The organism is Pantoea sp. B9002 (assembly GCF_013385945.1).
Taxonomy (GTDB): domain Bacteria; phylum Pseudomonadota; class Gammaproteobacteria; order Enterobacterales; family Enterobacteriaceae; genus Pantoea.
On sequence record NZ_JACAPA010000034.1, the window covers coordinates 42,492 to 59,678 of the forward strand.

The window sequence follows — 17,187 nt, forward strand, 5'->3', positions numbered from 1 at the left end:
TATTTCCTTTTTCAGTTAACTCATTCTAACACACCTGATTTTTTTCATTGCAGCTAACACTTGACAACCCTGTTAAAGATCTTCAACTCCATCATTACGTTCAGTTAAATGTTTTAAATTAACTTTTATTTTATAAACCAACCGTTAAATTGATTTAGCGCTATACTCAAAAAAGACAATTATTTTCCCTCGCCCTCTCTTATACCGTCAATTTTCCTGTTGATAGTGCTGACTTTTATAATCCATTGGATTTTTTGCGACGCCATTATGAAAAATAAACTTCCCACCGGGTCAATCATCAGCAGTAGTGCGCTTCCAGCAACGGCACGCAGCAGCTTTGAGTTTTTACATCACAGCGGCGTTTATCAGGCGAACCGGCCAGATGTTTTTTCCGAGCGACAAATGGAAATATATGGTGAGCGTCTGGCAAAAACGCATCATCTTTCTGACGCCAAAAAAAGCTATAAATTATTGCAGCGGCTGACTGAAAATGAACAGGCGCTGATAAAAAGCGCAGAAATATTAAGTACCGGCGATAAGCGTAATTTGACTCCGGCTGGCGAATGGTTGCTGGATAATTTTTATATTATCGAAGAGCAAATTCGTATGGTGCGCCATCTATTGCCCACCAAATTTGGTCAGGGTTTGCCCGCGCTGAAAGAGCCCGCTCACTATTTACGTATTCAGGCGATTGCGGATGAGATGATCAGCCACAGCGATGGCCGCTTAGAGTCGGCGGTGCTGGCGACCTTTATTCATGCCTATCAGCGCGTGACGCCGCTGCTGATGGGTGAACTCTGGGCGCTTCCCGCCATGCTGCGCTTTGCGCTGCTCGATAACCTCGCGCGCATTGCGCAAGGCGTTGCCGAGATTCATCAGGAGCGCAGCCAGGCCGAAGCGTGGATTAATGAGATCGTTCATCACTCCGCCAAAGACGCCACCCGCGTGATTCAGGTGATCGCCGATATGGCGCATAAAAACGACCAGCTATCCGGCGCGTTTGTCGCCGAACTGGCGCGCAAACTGAATGGGCAAAATCACTCGCTGGCGCTAACGTGGGTGGAGCAGCATCTGCTGAACACCGGGCGTAATACTGCGGATGTGATTGAACAATTCAACCGCCAGCTGGCACTGAGCCAGCTATCGGTCAGCAACAGCATTGCCGGATTGCGCCAGCTGGGCGAAATCAACTGGCAGGATTTGGTGGAGTCGCTGAGCCTGGTCGAACAGGTGCTGGCGCAGGATCCCGCTGGCATTTATCCGCAGATGCATTTTGACAGTCGCGATCAATATCGGCATGTGGTTGAAGAACTGGCTCGCCAGAGCGAATTCGACGAGCTTAGCGTGGCCAATCAGGTGCTGGCGCTGAGTCGTCAGCCCGGATTGCCAGCGCGTCAGCAGCACATTGGTTACTTCCTGCTGGATAAAGGGCGCGCGCAGCTTGAGCAACAGCTAAAGCCGCGCCGTTCGTGGCTGAATCAGGCGCGTCATCATCTCAGCCAAACGCCGCTGCTCTCCTGGCTGGGCAGCCTGACGTTATTGACCACCGCCTTCAGCGCCGAAGCGCTGTTTTTCACCCATCAATCCGCGATGTCGGTGGTGCTGTGGCTGTTACTGGTGCCGGCGGTGATCTTAATCAGCAGCCAGCTCGCCATGCAGTTGCTCAGCGAAGTGACAACCCGCACCCGCCATCCGCTACCGCTTCCACGACTTGATTACGAGCTGGCGGTACCGGATGGCGATCGCACGCTGGTGGTGATCCCCTGTTTAATCAGCAGCAAACAAGGCACCGATGCGCTGCTGCGGTCGCTGGAAACCAGCTATCTCGGCAATGCGCTCGACAACATTAGCTTTATGCTGCTGGCCGATTTCACCGACAACGTCGATGAACATAATGACGATGATGCTGAAATCATCGGTTATGCGGTGCTGAAAATTCAGGCGCTCAACCGCCGGTACAGCAGCAAGTCGCACAATGATGTGCTGTTTTCTCTGCTGCATCGCAACCGCGTGCACAACCCTTCGCAGGGCGTGTGGATGGGTTACGAGCGCAAGCGCGGCAAACTGCATGCGCTCAATCGCTGGCTGCAGGGTGAAGCGGAGATGTTTAACGTCATCGTCGGCGCCAGCCAGGCGCAAATGCGCACGGTGAAATACGTCATTACCCTCGATAGCGACACCATTTTGCCGCGTGAAACCGCGCACAAGCTGATTGGCATCATGGCGCATCCGCTTAATGCGCCGGTGTTTGATGACAGCCTGAACCGCGTGGTGGAAGGCTATGCCATTCTGCAGCCACGTCTGGCGGAGGAGATTCCGCCATTTGGACAAGGCCGCTACGCGCGCCTCTCCAGCAGCGTGCCGGGCAACGATGCCTACTCGTCGATGTCTTCCGATATCTATCAGGATCTGTTTGGCGAAGGTTCGTTTGTCGGCAAAGGCATTTACGATGTGGCGGCCTTTACCCGCGCAACGCGTAATACCTGCCCGGAAAATCTGGTGCTCAGCCATGATTTGCTGGAAGGCTGTTATGCGCGCTCCGGCGTGGTCAGCAATGTGGTGCTGTATGAACACTATCCGGATAACTATCTCAGCGATGTCGCGCGCCGTTTCCGCTGGGTGCGCGGTGACTGGCAGTTGCTGAACTGGCTGAAACTGCGCGTGCGACTGGAGGATGGTGGCTATCAGGCCAATCCGCTGAGTGCACTGTCGCGCTGGAAATTATTCGATAACCTGCGTCGCAGCCTGATTGCGCCCGCCTTGCTGCTGCTGATGTTTTTGGCCTTTAGCTGGGTGGCGAATCCGCCGTTTTGGCTCGGCTGTATTGCGCTGTTCCTACTGTTGCCCAGCGCATTAGCGCTAAGCATGGAAGGCATGCGCAAAAGCAAGAAGCGCGCCTGGCAGCATCATCTCACTATTTTGTCTTCGGATGCGTTAATGCGCCTGAGCCGCGCCGGACTGACGCTGGCGGCGCTGCCGCACGAAAGCTATTGGTCGCTGAAAGCGATTATCGTCACGCTGTGGCGACTGAACGTGAGCGGGCAGTTTCTCCACGAATGGAAAAGTGCCTCGGCGGGCAGTTCGTCGCCCACGCCGTCACTCCGCCATTTTTATCAGGCGATGTGGTTTAATCCGGCGGCGGGCGTTGCACTGTCACTTTTAACCGCGCTGGTTAATCCTGAATTGATTGCGCTGGCGCTGCCGATCTCGCTGCTGTGGTTAGTGACGCCGTGGCTGTTGTGGCAGTTGAGTAAACCCGCGCAATCGCGCCAGAAAAAGCTCTCCGCCGAGCAGCAGCAGTTTTTGCGCCAGACCGCGCGTCACACCTGGGCATGGTTTGATGATTTCGTCACTGCCGAGCATAACCATTTGCCGCCGGATAACTTTCAGGAAGTGTTGCAGCCGGTGGTGGCGCACCGCACCTCGCCGACCAATATCGGCTTGTCGCTGCTGGCCAATTTAACCGCGTGGGATTTTGGCTACATCACGCAGAAACAGGTGATTACCCGTTCGCTCGCCACGCTGGATAGCCTCGATCGCATGGAGCATTTTCGTGGACATCTCTACAACTGGTACGACACCTACACGCTAAAGCCGTTAAATCCGCGTTACGTTTCCACCGTCGACAGCGGCAACCTCGCCGCGCACCTCGCCACCCTGCAAGCCGGGCTGGCGCAGTGGAAGCATCTGCCGGTGCTGACTTTACCGGTGATCATGGCGGGCTTGAATGACACCTTGTTGCTGGCAGTAGCGCAAATGGGCGCTGAACGTAACGATCGCTGGGATGAGTTAAGCGAGCAGTTTACTGCGCTGCAGCAGGCCGCGCCTGCTGCGATTGCCAATCATCTCTCATCGCTGATCGCGCTGAGTGAAATTCTGCTGGCGCAGATCACGCTGCCGCCGTTGCAGGTGAAATGGTTCGCGCTGTTTATCCACCAGCTCAGCGATTTTCAGCAGGAGTGGACGCTGTTTTTCAGCTGGATCACGCCGGATGATGACCTGCCTGACGCCTTGCCTTCTCTGCTGTGGCTGAGTGAGTTAGAGCTTCATCGCCCCGGCCTCAACTCTCAGCTCGCGGCGTCTGTGATGTGGGCCGCGCGTGAACGCATGGCGACCTTACTGGAGCTGGAAGGACGGCTGGAAGATCACGCCAAAATGGATTTCCGCTTTCTCTATGTCGAAAAAACCGCGCTGCTCAGCGTCGGTTACAACCTCGACAGCGGCGTGCTCGATAAAGGCCATTACGATCTCTTCCCGTCCGAAGTGCGCCTGACGCACTATTACGCCATCTCCGCCAACCAGCTGCCGGTAAAAAGCTGGTTCGTGCTGGGCCGTTTGTTCACCCAACTGGATAACAAGCCGGCGGTGATGTCGTGGAGCGGCTCGATGTTTGAGTACCTGATGCCGCATCTGGTGATGCCGGTTTACCCGGATACGCTGCTGGAGAAAATGGCGCTCTCGGCGGTCAAGCAGCAGATCGCGTCCGGCGACGCCGCGCAGATTCCGTGGGGCGTCTCCGAGTCGGCGTACGCCGCGTTCGATGACAGCCAGAACTATCAATACAAAGCCTTTGGTACGCCGGAGTTAGGGCTGAAGCGTGGTCTCAACGATGATCATGTGGTTGCGCCTTACGCCTCGCTATTAGCGCTGATGGTGCTACCGCATCAGGCCATCGATAACCTGATGCGGCTGAAAAAAATGGGTGCCTGCGGAAAATACGGTTTCTACGAGGCGCTCGATTTCACCGCGCAGCGCCTGGCGCGCGGCCAGCAATTTGTCGCGGTGAAAACCTACATGGCGCATCACCAGGGAATGGGTTTTCTGGCGATTTCGCATCTATTGCATGAAGCGCCGATGGTGGCGCGGTTTATGTCCAGCGCGCGCTTCCAGTCTTCCTACTTGCTGCTGCAGGAGCGCGTGCCGGATGACATTGAGCTGTATACGCCGCGTCGTCAGTTCGTTGATACCAGTGAGATCAAGCCGCGTTCGGATACGCCCGAACTGCGCGAGTTCAGCGGCGCGGCGGCGCATCTGCCGCAGGTCCAGCTGCTGTCGAATGCCAATTATCATGTGATGGTGACGCAATCCGGTACCGGTTACAGCCAGTGGAAAGGCGTGGCGTTAACCCGCTGGCGCGCCGATGGCACCAGCAATCAACACGGTATCTTCTGCTATATTCGCGATCGTCAATCCGGCGAGCTGATCAGCCCGACCTTCCAGCCCAGCGGCGATGCGCGCCCGCAGCATATTGCGCGCTTTACCAACGCCGGCGCGGAGTTTGAATCGCGCATGGAAACGCTCAGCACGCGCACGCAGGTGGTAGTTTCGCCAGAAGATGATGTGGAAATACGCCGCATCGTCCTGACCAACCATTCACGCCAGCTGCGAGAGATTGATATCACCAGCTATGCGGAAGTGGTGCTGGCTTCTGCAGCCAGCGATATGGCGCATCCGGCGTTCAGTAATCTGTTTGTGCAAACCGAAATCGTCACTGAACTGGAAGCGATTCTGGCGCATCGCCGCCCGGGTGATGAGAAAACCGAGCCGCTGTGGATGTTCCACGCCCTGTTGATTCACGGCACCAGCGAGCGCGATACGCATTATGAAACCGATCGCGCGCAGTTTATTGGTCGCGGCAGAACCGCCGCCGATCCGCAGGCGATTGCAGCCGATGGCGTACTCAGCGGCAGCGCCGGTGCGGTGCTCGATCCGCTGATGTCGATTCGCCAGAAAATCGCGATTAAAGCGGGTAAATCCGTCACCCTCGATTTGGTGTATGGCGTAACCACGCAGCGTGACGCCTGCCTTGGCTTGATTGAGAAGTATCGCAACAATGTCTACGCCAATCGGGTATTTGAGATGGCGGCCTCGCACAGTCAGGTGGCGCTGCGTCAGCTGAATATTCTCGCTGAAGATGCCAGTTTGTATAACCAGCTCGCCAGCGCGGTGATTTTTGCCAGCCCTGAAATGCGCGGCGACAGCCAGCGTCTGCAGCAGAATCGCCTGGGACAATCGTCGCTGTGGCGACACTCGCTGTCAGGTGACTTGCCGATTGTGCTGGTGCGCATTGAAAACGGTACCCAACTGAGCCTGGTGAGCAATCTGATCAAGGCGCATCAATACTGGCGGCAGAAAGGATTGATGGCGGATTTGGTGATCCTCAACGGCGAGCAGGTCGGCTATCAGCAGCTGTTGCAAAATCAGCTGATCAAGATGATTTCATCTGGCGATATGCAGATGCTGACCGACAAGCCTGGCGGCATCTTCCTGCGTCAAAGCGAGCACTTTGCGGCCGAAGATATCACGCTGCTACTCAGCGTAGCGGCCGTGGTGCTGGAAGGCCGCAACGGCAGTTTGGCCGATCAGCTGACGGTGCTGTTGAAACCGCAGCCGGTGGCGCCGCCTTGTCGCTTCCTGGCGCATAAACAGGCCTTTCCTGCGCCCACTCGCCTCGCTGTGCCGGACACCGTGCAGTTGTTCAATGGCACCGGCGGCTACAGCGCCGATGGCAGTGAATATCACATTTTGTTGTCCCTACATCAGCAGACGCCCGCGCCCTGGTGCAACGTGCTGGCGAATAAACAGTTTGGCAGCGTGATCTCGGAAAGTGGTCAGGCTTACACATGGTACGAAAATGCGCATGAATATCGCCTGACGCCGTGGCACAACGATCCGGTGAGCGATACGTCGGGCGAAGCCTTTTATCTGCGCGATGAGGAGAGCGGCGATGTCTGGTCGCCTATGCCGCTGCCGATGCGCGGCACCGGAGATTATCTGACGCAGCACGGCATGGGTTACAGCCGCTTTGTGCATCAGGAGCAAGGCATCCGCAGCACGCTCACCACCTTCGTGACTGGCGAGCAGGCGGCGAAAATCACCCTGATTCAGCTGAGCAATCTGTCTGGCAAAACCCGTCATCTGTCGATCACCGGCTACGTCGAATGGGTGCTGGGTGAGCTGATGAGCCAATCTGCCCGCCACGTACAAACCTCATCGGCGATAGTGGCCGATGGCAGCGCCATTCTGGCGGTAAATCCCTACACCAGCAGCGGATCGGCGCGCACCGCCTTCTTCGCCGCATCAGGCAATCAGATTGCTTTCAGCGGTAATCGCCTTGAGTGTCTGGGCCGCAATGGTTCGACGCGCCAGCCCGCGATGATGCAGGCGCGTGGCTTGTCGGGCAATACCGGCGCGGGACTCGATCCCTGCGCCACCCTGCAAACGCTGACCACCTTAATTGACGGCGATACGCGTATGCTGGTGTTCGTGTTAGGTGCGGCGGAAGATACCGCAGCGGCGCTGACGTTGATCCAGCAATTTCTGCCTGGCGAACAGGCGGAAGCCGAGCTGCAGCAGGTGCAACAGCATTGGCGCGCTTTGCTAAACAAAGTGGAAGTGCAGACGCCCGATGCGGCGGTGAATCTGCTGGCGAATAACTGGCTGCTGTACCAAACGCTGGCCAGCCGTTTGCTGGCGCGCAGCGGCTATTATCAGTCCGGTGGCGCGTTTGGCTTCCGCGATCAGTTGCAGGATACGCTGTCGCTCACCCACGCCGCGCCCAACTTACTGCGCGATCAGCTGGTGCTGTGCGCTTCCCGCCAGTTCCTCGAAGGCGATGTGCAGCATTGGTGGCATCCGCCCGCCGGACGCGGCGTGCGCACCCGCTGCTCGGATGATTATCTTTGGCTGCCCTTTGCACTCTGCCACTACATCACCGCCACTGAGGATCTCGCGCTGTTAGAACAGCCGATTAGCTATCTTGAAGCGCCGCTGCTCACCGCCGAAGAAGAGTCAGTTTACAGCCTGCCCAACGTCAGTCAGCTGCAGGAAAACCTGTGGCAGCATGGCTTGCGCGCCATCAAACATGGTTTGCGATTGGGTGAGCATGGTTTGCCGCTGATGGGTTCCGGCGACTGGAATGACGGCATGAGCGAAGTCGGCATTGCCGGTAAAGGTGAAAGCGTTTGGCTCGGCTTTTTCCTCTACAGCGTGCTAACCCGCTTTGCCGCGCTCTCCAGACGTATCGGCCAAACGGAAGCCGCTAGCTTGTGTGAACAGCAGGCTGACAAACTGAAAACGGCGCTCAATCAGCTCGCCTGGGATGGTGAATGGTTCCTGCGTGGCTACTTCGATAATGGCGAAACCCTGGGTTCACAGCGCAACGCCGAATGTCGCATTGATGCCATCGCGCAGAGCTGGTCGGTACTTTCTGCGGCTGGCGATCACGACAAATGCGCCTCGGCGATGCAGGCGCTTGATCAGCAATTGGTGGATAGCGATAACGGCCTGATCAAGCTGCTGACGCCGCCGTTTAATGGCGTGGGCCCCAATCCGGGCTACATTCGCGGTTATCTGCCCGGCATCCGTGAAAACGGTGGGCAATATACGCACGGCGCGCTGTGGGCGATTATGGCGTTCGCCGAAATGGGCCAGGTCGATCGCGCATGGGAGTTGCTGGCGCTGATCAATCCGATCAATCACAGCCTGGATGCTGCCGCTGTTGCAACCTACAAAGTCGAACCTTATGTGATGGCGGCAGATGTCTACAGCGCCGAGCACCATGAAGGTCGCGGCGGCTGGACGTGGTACACCGGATCGGCGGGCTGGACCTATCAGCTGATTATCGAAAGCCTGCTCGGCATCACGCGCCACGGCGCTACATTGCGGCTGCGTCCGCGTCTGCCCACAGCGTGGCCGGGCGCGAAGGTGATTTATCATGAAGGTGCCGCGCGCTATGAGATTGAGATGCGGCGTGCGCCCGGCGCTTATCAGCTGTGGCTGGATGATGTGCTGAGTGCGGATGATGCGATTACGCTCAGCAGCGAAGCCGGGCTTCATCAGGTGCGAATTCATCTCGCTGAGTAGCAATCACTGCGGTCATTAGTTTTCACCATAGCCAGCAGTGGAAAATATCGCAGCGCCCTGCCAGCGGCTATTTTAGGGTTATTCTCCCCTACAAGGAGAATAATTCATGAGCCTCTTATCACCCGGCAATCGCCGGGATTTTCTTTCCGCCGGCATGAAACTCACCGCCGCAGGCACCTTACTCAGCGCGGGCATGAGCCGCAGCGTTCAGGCGGCTGAAACCTGCCAACCGGCGCCTGCCAGCCGTGTTGATGCCACGCACTATCTGCTACGCAATGTGCGCCTGGAAGAAGCCTTTATCCGCAAACAGGATGTCATCACCGCCACGCAAACCGGTTTGTATGATGTCGAGGTGAACGCTGGCAAGATTGCCGCCGTTCATCCTGCGGGCGTTAGCCTTAATCTGCCAACGTGGGACGCCGCAGGTTATCTGCTGCTGCCCGCCACGCGCGACATGCACATCCATCTCGATAAAACCTTCTACGGCGAAGGCTGGCGCGCGCCGCTGCCGCGCCATAGCGTGATTGACATGATCCATCAGGAAGAGCAGATCCTGCCCGAACTGCTGCCGACTTCTGAAATCCGCGCTGAGAAACTGATTGGCCTGCTGCAATCGAAAGGCAGCAGCTCTGCACGCAGCCATTGCAACATTGATCCGGTCAGCAAATTACAAGGTCTGGAGCATCTGCAGCAGGCGATTGCCAACCATCGCGATGATTTTCATGCCGAAATTGTCGCCTTCCCGCAGCACGGATTACTACGCTCAAACGTTGAAGGCATGATGCGCGAAGCGATGAAGATGGGCGCGAACTATGTCGGCGGACTGGATCCAACCAACGTTGACGGCGCGATGGAGAAGTCGCTGGATACCCTGTTCAGCATCGCGCTCGACTTCGCCGCACCGATCGACATTCATCTGCACGAAACCGAACCGCACGGCGTGGCGGCGATTCGCTACATGCTGAAAACGGTGCGCGACAATCCGCAGCTTAAAGGCAAAGTCACCATCAGCCACGCCTTTGCGCTGGGAACGTTACAGGGTAACGAATTGGCGGCGATGATCGAGGAACTGAAAGAGCAGCAGTTTAGCATCGCCACCACCGTGCCGATTGGTCGCGTGATCATGCCGCTGCCGCAGCTACGCGCCGCGGGCGTGCCGGTGTGGTCGGGCACCGACACCATCGCCGATCACTGGCAGCCCTTTGGCAGCGGCAGCATGCTGGAGAAAGCCAACGTCTATTCGCAGCTCTATCGTGGGCCGGATGAGTATTCACTGAGCCGCGCGTTAGGTATCGCCACCAACGAGGTGTTGCCGCTGAATAGCCACGGCGAACAACAATGGCCGAAAGCGCAGGATCACGCCACCATGATGCTGGTTAACGCCAGTTGCTCTGCGGAAGCTGTTGCGCACATCGCGCCGGTGGTGGCGACGTTCTATAACGGCAAACAGACGTTTGGTGGATTGGCGAAGATGTAGATTCCCTGCCAATAACGGTGGTGGTCGCCATAAATGGCGTAATGTTGGTCAGTTAAGAGATAAAAGCACAAATTACTGCGCGCACAAATCGTAGCGGCGCAATTCATTGCGCGATAAATCGCGCCGCTACGAAATGTGCCGTGATGTGATGCAGTGCTTAAATGATTGGCCTTACGACATTCATGGCGATCCTACGATTTCAAAGATTTCATCGTGTACGCATTCATGCGCACCAGGTAAACATAGTCAATTTAGGCATTTGCCTGCGGCTGCTGTTTTCCTTAGCTTGAAATCCTCAACAGGAGAGGAACCTATGACAGCATCAGCATTACCGGTCGCGATTGTCACCGGCGGCAACAGCGGCATTGGCCTGGAAACGGTGAAATTATTGGCGGCCGATCATCAGGTTTACGCCATCGGGCGCAATCAGCAAACGTTGCAGGCTTTAGAACAGGTCACCAATGTGATTCCGGTTGCACTGGATATCACGGATTTTGCCGCCGTGGCCGCGTTCACTGCCACATTAAATCGGGTTGATGTGCTGGTGCATTCGGCGGCGATCTCGATTCTCAGCACCACCTTCTCCGCCACGCCTGAACTGTGGCAACAGCATCTGAATATTAACGTTATCGCGCCTGCTGAACTCACGCGCTTAACCTTGCCCGCCCTGCGCGCCTCGCAGGGCAAAGTGGTGTTTATCAACTCCGGTTCGGGGACGCTGGCGCTGGCCGGACACGTCATTTACTCCGCCTCCAAATTTGCCCTCACCGCGCTGGCGCATGCGCTGCGTAGCGAAGAGAGCGAACATGGCGTGCGGGTCGCGACAGTCGCGCCCGGCCCGACCGATACGCCGATGAATCAAGCATCACGTGCCCGCGCGGGCAACCATGCGCCGATCAATCCGCAGGAGTATCTTGATGCAGCTTCGGTGGCGCGCGCCGTGCGATTTATCGTGGATAGCCCGGAAGATACGCAGATTGCAGATATTGTGATTCGTCCGCGCCGCGATAAAGCAAGACGCTGATTCAACAGTGAAAAATCCATAACGCGAGGCTGCCATCCGGCGGCCTTTTTATTTTTTGTCTTTTTTTAGCAATATTCCCACCGCTCATTCGTCTACCTCATCACCAGCAGTTATCCGTTAATGTAATGAGGACAAAAACAATGAGAGATTTTGATATGCACAGACACGGTCATCGGGATCATTTTGGCGGCCATCGCCTGGCGAAACCGCTGCTGATGGGCGCGGTGATCATCGCCGCACTGGGCTTGTTGGTGATGTCGCTGTGGAATGCGTTGCTGCCGGGCATCATCGGCGTGAAAAGCATCGGTTTCTGGCAGGCGCTGGGCATGCTGGCGTTGTGCCGCATCTTGTTTGGCGGTTTGGGATTCCGCCCGGGCATGTTCGGTATGGCGCGTCGCCGTATGCACGAACGCTGGATGCAGATGACGCCAGAACAGCGCGAAGAGTTTATGCAGCATCGCCGCAATCGCTTTGGTCATCGTGGTCACCACGATCGTTGCGACTGGCATGGTCGTCGTGATGAGCGAGGCGAAGCGCGTCCTCAGCCGGAGAATAATCCGCCTAAATCCAGCGACGCCGAGTAAGCGTGATGGCGCAGGACTCACTGCTGATGTCGGCAATCACCGCCTGTCGCACCAAGCTGAATGCGTTCATTCGCGGGCGAACCGCGGTGCGTGAAGATGCCGACGATATCTTGCAGGAAGTTACTTATAAGCTGATGCAGGTGGAACAGCCGGTGGAGAATGTCGCCGCCTGGTTGTTCCGGGCGGCACGTAATGAAATGACCGATCGGGCGCGGAAAAAGCGTGAGCTGCCGCTGGCCGATTTATTCGGTGGCAACGAAGAGCAAGATTTCCCGGAAGATGAGCTGGCAGAAACCTTATTTGGCGTGCCGCAAACGCCAGAAGATGAATATCTGAAAACGCTGCTGTGGGAAGAACTGGAGGAAGCGTTAGCCGAATTACCTGACGCGCAGCGCGAGGTATTCGAGAAAACCGAACTGCTCGGCTACAGCTATAACGAGTTGGCGCAAGAGAGCGGCAGCAGCGTGCAGACATTATTATCGCGCAAGCACAAATCAGTGCTATTTCTACGCACGCGGCTGCGTAACCTGTATGACGAAATAACCGGATAACCCGATTGCCTGGCAATCGGGCATCTTTTTACCACCACTTTTTCTCTTGCTGCGGCTGTAAAAATTGCACGCCCTGCCCGAGTTGTGGCATCGACACATTTATCTGCTGTTCCTGCGCCAGCGCCACGATTTGATTCAGCGGATCGTTCCATTGATGAAAGGCTAAATCGAAAGCGGCATTGTGAATCGGGAACAGCCATTTCGCGTTGAGATCGTTAAAGGCTTTAATGGTGTCTTGCGGCAGCATATGAATATCGGCCCAGCGACGGTCATAAGCACCGTTTTCCAGAAAGGCCATATCGAACGGGCCGAATTTATTGCCGATCTGTTTGAAACCGTCGAAATAACCAGAATCTCCGCCAAAGAACAGGCGGAAATCATCACTAATAATGCTCCATGAGCACCACAACCGTTTATTACTATCGATGATCCCGCGGCCAGAAAAGTGCTGCGATGGCGTGGCGACAAAATGAATACCGCCGATATTCTTTGATTCCCACCAATCCAGCTGGGTGATTTTTTCCTGCGCAACGCCCCAGGATAACAGTAAATCACCGACGCCAAGCGGCGTCAGGAAATAGCGCACGCGATCTTTGAGCTGCAAAATGGTGTGATAATCCAGATGATCGTAATGATCATGCGAAAGAATGACCCCTTCGATGGGCGGCAAATCTTCAAGCGCAATCGGCGCAGGCTGGAAGCGTTTGGGACCAAACCACTTAAAGGGCGAAGCGCGCTGCGTAAATACCGGATCGGTCAGCCAATATTTGCCCTGCATTTTAAACAGCAATGAAGAGTGACCAAGACGAAATACGCTGTTATCCGCCGCCGCAGCAAGTTGCTGCGCGTCGAGTTTGATTAACGGCAATGCAGATTCAGGTGCAGTATTTTTTGGTTTATTAAAGGCAAAATCCCAGAATAGTTTGGCGAATTCAGTCAATCCTAACTGCTGGCGAGGGATCTTATTGTTAAACCTTTTGCCATCAAACTGAGCGGATTGCGGATAGCGTTTTATATTGCAGCGAGAAATGCTCGAACTATTCAACATTGATCTTTTACCTCTCATCGCGGGTCCTTCAGAATAGCCACTTTTAAGGCATCGCACATCGCATATTGGGCGATTGATGACATCGCTATCGCCGATAGTTAAAGTAACGCTTTTGCTTGATTTTATGAGGGAAAATGAAACGTTTATTTGTTTACGGAACGCTCCAGCCAGGCCATTCAAACGCGCATATCCTGGAAAACATCGGCGGCGAATGGTTGGCGGGATCGGTTTCTGGCACCTTCTATGAACGCGGCTGGGGCGCAGCAGCAGATTTCCCCGGCATTGTGTTGCAGGAAAACGGCCCGCGCGTGCCGGGTTATCTGTTTATCTCAGAGAAACTTGAACCGCATTGGCCGATGCTCGATGAGTTTGAAGATGGTTACGATCGCGTTGAAGTTGATGTCACCACCAGCAATGGAGAGCAACTGTCGGCGTGGATTTATCAGTTGCAGCCGCAGCAGTAAAAATGAACAGAAAGAACCATTGAAAATGATCGCTGACATACTTACTATGCTTGTACGGATAAATGCCGTACGTTAATAAGAACTGATTTTGTATCACTGATGTGAATTCTCGGTTCTTCATGAGAATAACTGGAGAAATAATCATGGCAGGTTTGGCAAAAACCGAACGTCTTGAGCTTCGTATCAGTCCTGATGTTAAAAGCGAAATTGAAACTGCGGCGCAGATCAGCCGCGTTAGCGTTTCGCAATTCATTGCTGATTCTGCTCTGGAACGAGCAGCAAATGTGATTAGCGAGCATAGCCGTATCAAGCTGACTGAAGAGTCATGGAATGCTGTCATGGACGCACTTGAAAATCCTCCAGCGCCCAATGAACGTCTTCGTCGTGCGGCGGCTCTCAGCAGAGAGGAAGCAACCTGGGAATGGAAACGGTAAAACTAGCCATTGTGAAGTTTTCGGCTGACATGCAACTTAACGTCGAAAACTTCAATTGTGGGCGCCCCGAGTTAGACGAGTTCCTCAAAAAACATCTCGCGAAACAGCATGCTGACAACATACTCAAAGCCTATTTGCTTATCACCGACGATGTCATTCCCGAAGTGATGGGTTTTTACACGGTGTCCGGCGGCAGCTATGCCAAGGCGAGTATGACTCGGGCCTATCAAAAGCAGGTTCCCTATCGTGAAACGTCGTGCATTACACTGGGTCGTTTAGCGGTGGACCAACGCCTTACCCGGCGCGGCTTCGGCACACAACTGGTCATCGATGCCTTACGCGTTGCTTATTATGCCGCTGATGCAGTCGGCATTTATTCAGTTATGGTTGAGGCAAAAGATGATGATGCCGCTACCTTTTATCGCAAAATGGGGTTCATACCGCTTAAGTCGGAAGAGGATAAACTGAAGTTTTTCTTCCCGGTGGCAAGCATCAAAGCGTTGTTATAATTTTTACCAAAAAGGGCTTAACGCCCTTTCCTCTTCCACCCCAAATGCGGTGCGACGCCTTCAATAAAATCAGTGATGATCTGGCTGTACTCTTCGTTGGTGAATTCGTAGGGCAGTTCGACGCGGAACTCCGTCACTTCACGTAGCAGTGGATCATCAATCAGCTGCGCGACGATCTCTTCACTGCTGCCGACAATATCTTCTGAGAAGATGGTGCGCTTCGGTCCTTGCGGCTCCAGCGTACGTTGATAGCGGCTGGCGGCGAAATCCTGATAGCGTTTGATGGTTGCACGGCTGGCGTTGTCGGTGGGAATAATCACGCGGCCTGCGGCAATGCGTGGCTGGCGCGACGCGTTTGCTGGCCAATGCTGTCTGAATGCGTGAATCAGCGCCAGTTGCGCCTGGTGATAATCGCTGCTGACCTCGGCTGACGTTAAATTGCCGATCAGCAAATTGAACTGATTTTCCGCCGCCCACTGAATCGAACGGTGTGAATTGCCGCCGTACCACAAGCGATGCAGCAATTGCGGTGACGCGGGCTGCACGCGCGGCCGCTGGCGATTGCCCGGCGAGATGACGTAAGTTTCATCATCGCCAAAGAATTGCCCGCTGAGGTTTTCCTGCAATTTTTTCAGTCGGGCGTAGCTGAAATCCTGCTGCCGCCAGTCGCCGTGAAACACGTTATCGCCGATCAACTCGACATGGTTCGGCGCACCGGCGCTTAATCCTACGTTGAGTCGCCCATTGGACAGCACATCGACGGTGAGCAGATCTTCTGCCAGCCGAAATGGGCTTTCATATCCCATTTGAATGACCGCGCTCCCCAACTCAATCGTGCGCGTGCGCTGCGTGGCGGCGGCGAGAAATACGCTGGCAGAAGAAACGCCATGCTCAAGATGACGCTGGCGCACCCACGCGCCGTCGTAGCCTAATGTTTCGCCCAGTTCGATCAGTTGCAGCGTCTCTTCAAGACCTTTTCCGGGCGCGTCATCCGCATAATTGCCCGGCGTGAGAAATGAAATGTGTGAAATGTTCTGCATGCTTCTCTTCCTTGTTATCCCGATAGCGCAAATTATGGCGATCGGCATTCCACGGAAGAAATAACCTATTCAGCACTGGTTATCTGATTAACGACTAATATCGCGTTCACCGGCGTGCCAGATTTTCTCTGCGTAACGCCCAATTAGCGCCAGCGAGCCGGCGAGAATCATAAAGAACAGTACTTTATGCATGCCATCCCAGAAATACTCGAAATAGCGCGTGTAGAGGTTGATGGCGAGGAAAGTCACGCCAAAACGGCGCAACATGCTGTCATCGGTTTTCAGCGCAATCGCGATGCAAACGCCCGACGCAACCGCGAATAGCAACGCCCAAGGCAGCAATGTTGCACTGCTCATGCTGTACCAGCTGTCCACGTCGTAATTGCCAAAGATCGACATAATCCACAGCGCAATAAACAGATAGGTTAATCCCATCGCTTTGCTAACGGTAAATAACTGCCGTTTTATCAATAATCCCTGCAGCAAATAACACAGCAGCAGCAAGGCCGCGCCAAATAAGATAAAGCGAATCGGATAATTCATTCCGAGCCAATAAGCGCCCCAACCGGACATATAACCGGTTTCGGCCCCGAACCAGTTGCCCCACGCCAGTAAAAAGAACAGCCACACCAGTCCGGAACGGCTGAAAAATCCAACCAGACCGTAAATCACACAGCCCACTAAAAACAGCGGCGCCACGTTGCCGCTGCCGTTATCAAATCGTTCACCCAGTTGCCACAGCGCGATAGCGGTGAGTAGCACGCCAATGAACACAATCGCTTCAGTGCTGTAATGCCACTGCGTTTCACGTCGCTGGCGGCTAAAGCCCCAGAGATAAAATATCGCCGCCAAAAGCGCGGGCAATACGATGCGGGAAAATGAAGAGAAGGCAAAAAACGTCAGGATGCTTTCCAGCAGTTCGCTGTCGGCAAATAAACTGCCGAAGGCGATCACGATGCAGGCCAACGCAGTCCAGAATGCATAGCGGCTTAATCGCTGCCAGTCAAAAGCCACGCGTTTTAATGAGCCCGCTAGCTTCTGGTATTCATCAGCATTGAGTGCGCCCTCTTGCTGCCATTCGCTTAATGCGCGGCGAATAATACGTTCCTGTTTACGCGTGACGTTCATGTCGAATCCTTGCGGTGAGAATTGCCGGGCATTATATCAGCGCGGGTTATTGCGCACGTCCTG

General features: G+C 55.0%; 11 protein-coding genes. 8 read left to right on the forward strand and 3 right to left on the reverse strand.

The features are described 5' to 3' along the window. The first annotated feature begins 402 nt into the window (after nt 1–402). The 5 genes from HX773_RS16870 (at nt 403) to HX773_RS16890 (ending at nt 12,501) form a co-directional block, all read left to right on the forward strand. Nucleotides 403–8,865 (forward strand): GH36-type glycosyl hydrolase domain-containing protein, encoded by an 8,463-nt coding sequence (locus HX773_RS16870; protein WP_255433250.1) that lies wholly within the window; start codon nt 403–405, stop codon nt 8,863–8,865. Nucleotides 8,866–8,971: 106 nt separating this feature from the next. Next, the gene (locus HX773_RS16875; protein WP_176972480.1) at nt 8,972–10,342 is read left to right on the forward strand and encodes an amidohydrolase; all 1,371 of its coding nucleotides are present in this window, start codon (nt 8,972–8,974) and stop codon (nt 10,340–10,342) included. 313 nt (nt 10,343–10,655) lie between these two features. Then, complete coding sequence (locus tag HX773_RS16880) at nt 10,656–11,366, forward strand: SDR family oxidoreductase (RefSeq protein ID WP_176972481.1); 711 nt, start codon at nt 10,656–10,658, stop codon at nt 11,364–11,366. Nucleotides 11,367–11,506: 140 nt separating this feature from the next. After that, complete coding sequence (locus tag HX773_RS16885; RefSeq protein ID WP_176972482.1) at nt 11,507–11,950, forward strand: hypothetical protein; 444 nt, start codon at nt 11,507–11,509, stop codon at nt 11,948–11,950. Between the two features lie 5 nt (nt 11,951–11,955). Further along, nucleotides 11,956–12,501, forward strand: coding sequence for an RNA polymerase sigma factor (locus tag HX773_RS16890; protein ID WP_176972483.1), 546 nt, complete (start codon nt 11,956–11,958; stop codon nt 12,499–12,501). A 28-nt stretch (nt 12,502–12,529) separates the two neighbouring features. Here the strand turns inward: HX773_RS16890 and HX773_RS16895 are convergent, their stop codons facing one another. Continuing rightward, entirely contained in the window at nt 12,530–13,369 is an 840-nt protein-coding gene (locus tag HX773_RS16895) for an MBL fold metallo-hydrolase (protein ID WP_255433251.1), read from the reverse strand. Between the two features lie 314 nt (nt 13,370–13,683). Between HX773_RS16895 and HX773_RS16900 the strand changes: the two genes are divergently transcribed. From HX773_RS16900 to HX773_RS16910, 3 genes are all read left to right on the forward strand, one after another. Further along, a complete protein-coding gene (locus tag HX773_RS16900) occupies nt 13,684–14,013 on the forward strand; it encodes a gamma-glutamylcyclotransferase family protein (RefSeq protein ID WP_176972485.1) in 330 nt (109 codons plus the stop codon). Between the two features lie 143 nt (nt 14,014–14,156). Further along, nucleotides 14,157–14,447, forward strand: a complete 291-nt coding sequence (locus tag HX773_RS16905) for a DUF1778 domain-containing protein (protein WP_176972486.1) — start codon at nt 14,157–14,159, stop codon at nt 14,445–14,447. Next, complete coding sequence (locus tag HX773_RS16910; RefSeq protein ID WP_176972487.1) at nt 14,435–14,956, forward strand: GNAT family N-acetyltransferase; 522 nt, start codon at nt 14,435–14,437, stop codon at nt 14,954–14,956. The genes HX773_RS16905 and HX773_RS16910 overlap by 13 nt, the downstream gene beginning before the upstream one ends. Nucleotides 14,957–14,973: 17 nt before the next feature. On the opposite strand, the gene HX773_RS16915 is transcribed toward HX773_RS16910, so the two are convergent. Together HX773_RS16915 and HX773_RS16920 are read right to left on the reverse strand one after the other, a co-directional pair. Further along, the gene (locus HX773_RS16915) at nt 14,974–15,996 is read right to left on the reverse strand and encodes an LLM class flavin-dependent oxidoreductase (RefSeq protein ID WP_176972488.1); all 1,023 of its coding nucleotides are present in this window, start codon (nt 15,994–15,996) and stop codon (nt 14,974–14,976) included. Between the two features lie 87 nt (nt 15,997–16,083). Next, nucleotides 16,084–17,124 carry a DUF2157 domain-containing protein gene (locus HX773_RS16920; protein WP_176972489.1) on the reverse strand — a complete coding sequence of 347 codons (1,041 nt, stop codon included), beginning with the start codon at nt 17,122–17,124 and terminating at the stop codon, nt 16,084–16,086. Nucleotides 17,125–17,187 lie beyond the last annotated feature (63 nt).

Excerpts from the sequence above, each read along its gene's own strand:
- HX773_RS16870 (WP_255433250.1), top strand. The coding sequence starts at position 403 with ATGGAAATATATGGTGAGCGTCTGGCAAAAACGCATCATCTTTCTGAC.
- HX773_RS16875 (WP_176972480.1), top strand. The coding sequence starts at position 8,972 with ATGAGCCTCTTATCACCCGGCAATCGCCGGGATTTTCTTTCCGCCGGC.
- HX773_RS16880 (WP_176972481.1), top strand. The coding sequence starts at position 10,656 with ATGACAGCATCAGCATTACCGGTCGCGATTGTCACCGGCGGCAACAGC.
- HX773_RS16885 (WP_176972482.1), top strand. The coding sequence starts at position 11,507 with ATGAGAGATTTTGATATGCACAGACACGGTCATCGGGATCATTTTGGC.
- HX773_RS16890 (WP_176972483.1), top strand. The coding sequence starts at position 11,956 with ATGGCGCAGGACTCACTGCTGATGTCGGCAATCACCGCCTGTCGCACC.
- HX773_RS16900 (WP_176972485.1), top strand. The coding sequence starts at position 13,684 with ATGAAACGTTTATTTGTTTACGGAACGCTCCAGCCAGGCCATTCAAAC.
- HX773_RS16905 (WP_176972486.1), top strand. The coding sequence starts at position 14,157 with ATGGCAGGTTTGGCAAAAACCGAACGTCTTGAGCTTCGTATCAGTCCT.
- HX773_RS16910 (WP_176972487.1), top strand. The coding sequence starts at position 14,435 with ATGGAAACGGTAAAACTAGCCATTGTGAAGTTTTCGGCTGACATGCAA.
- HX773_RS16915 (WP_176972488.1), bottom strand. The coding sequence starts at position 15,996 with ATGCAGAACATTTCACACATTTCATTTCTCACGCCGGGCAATTATGCG.
- HX773_RS16920 (WP_176972489.1), bottom strand. The coding sequence starts at position 17,124 with ATGAACGTCACGCGTAAACAGGAACGTATTATTCGCCGCGCATTAAGC.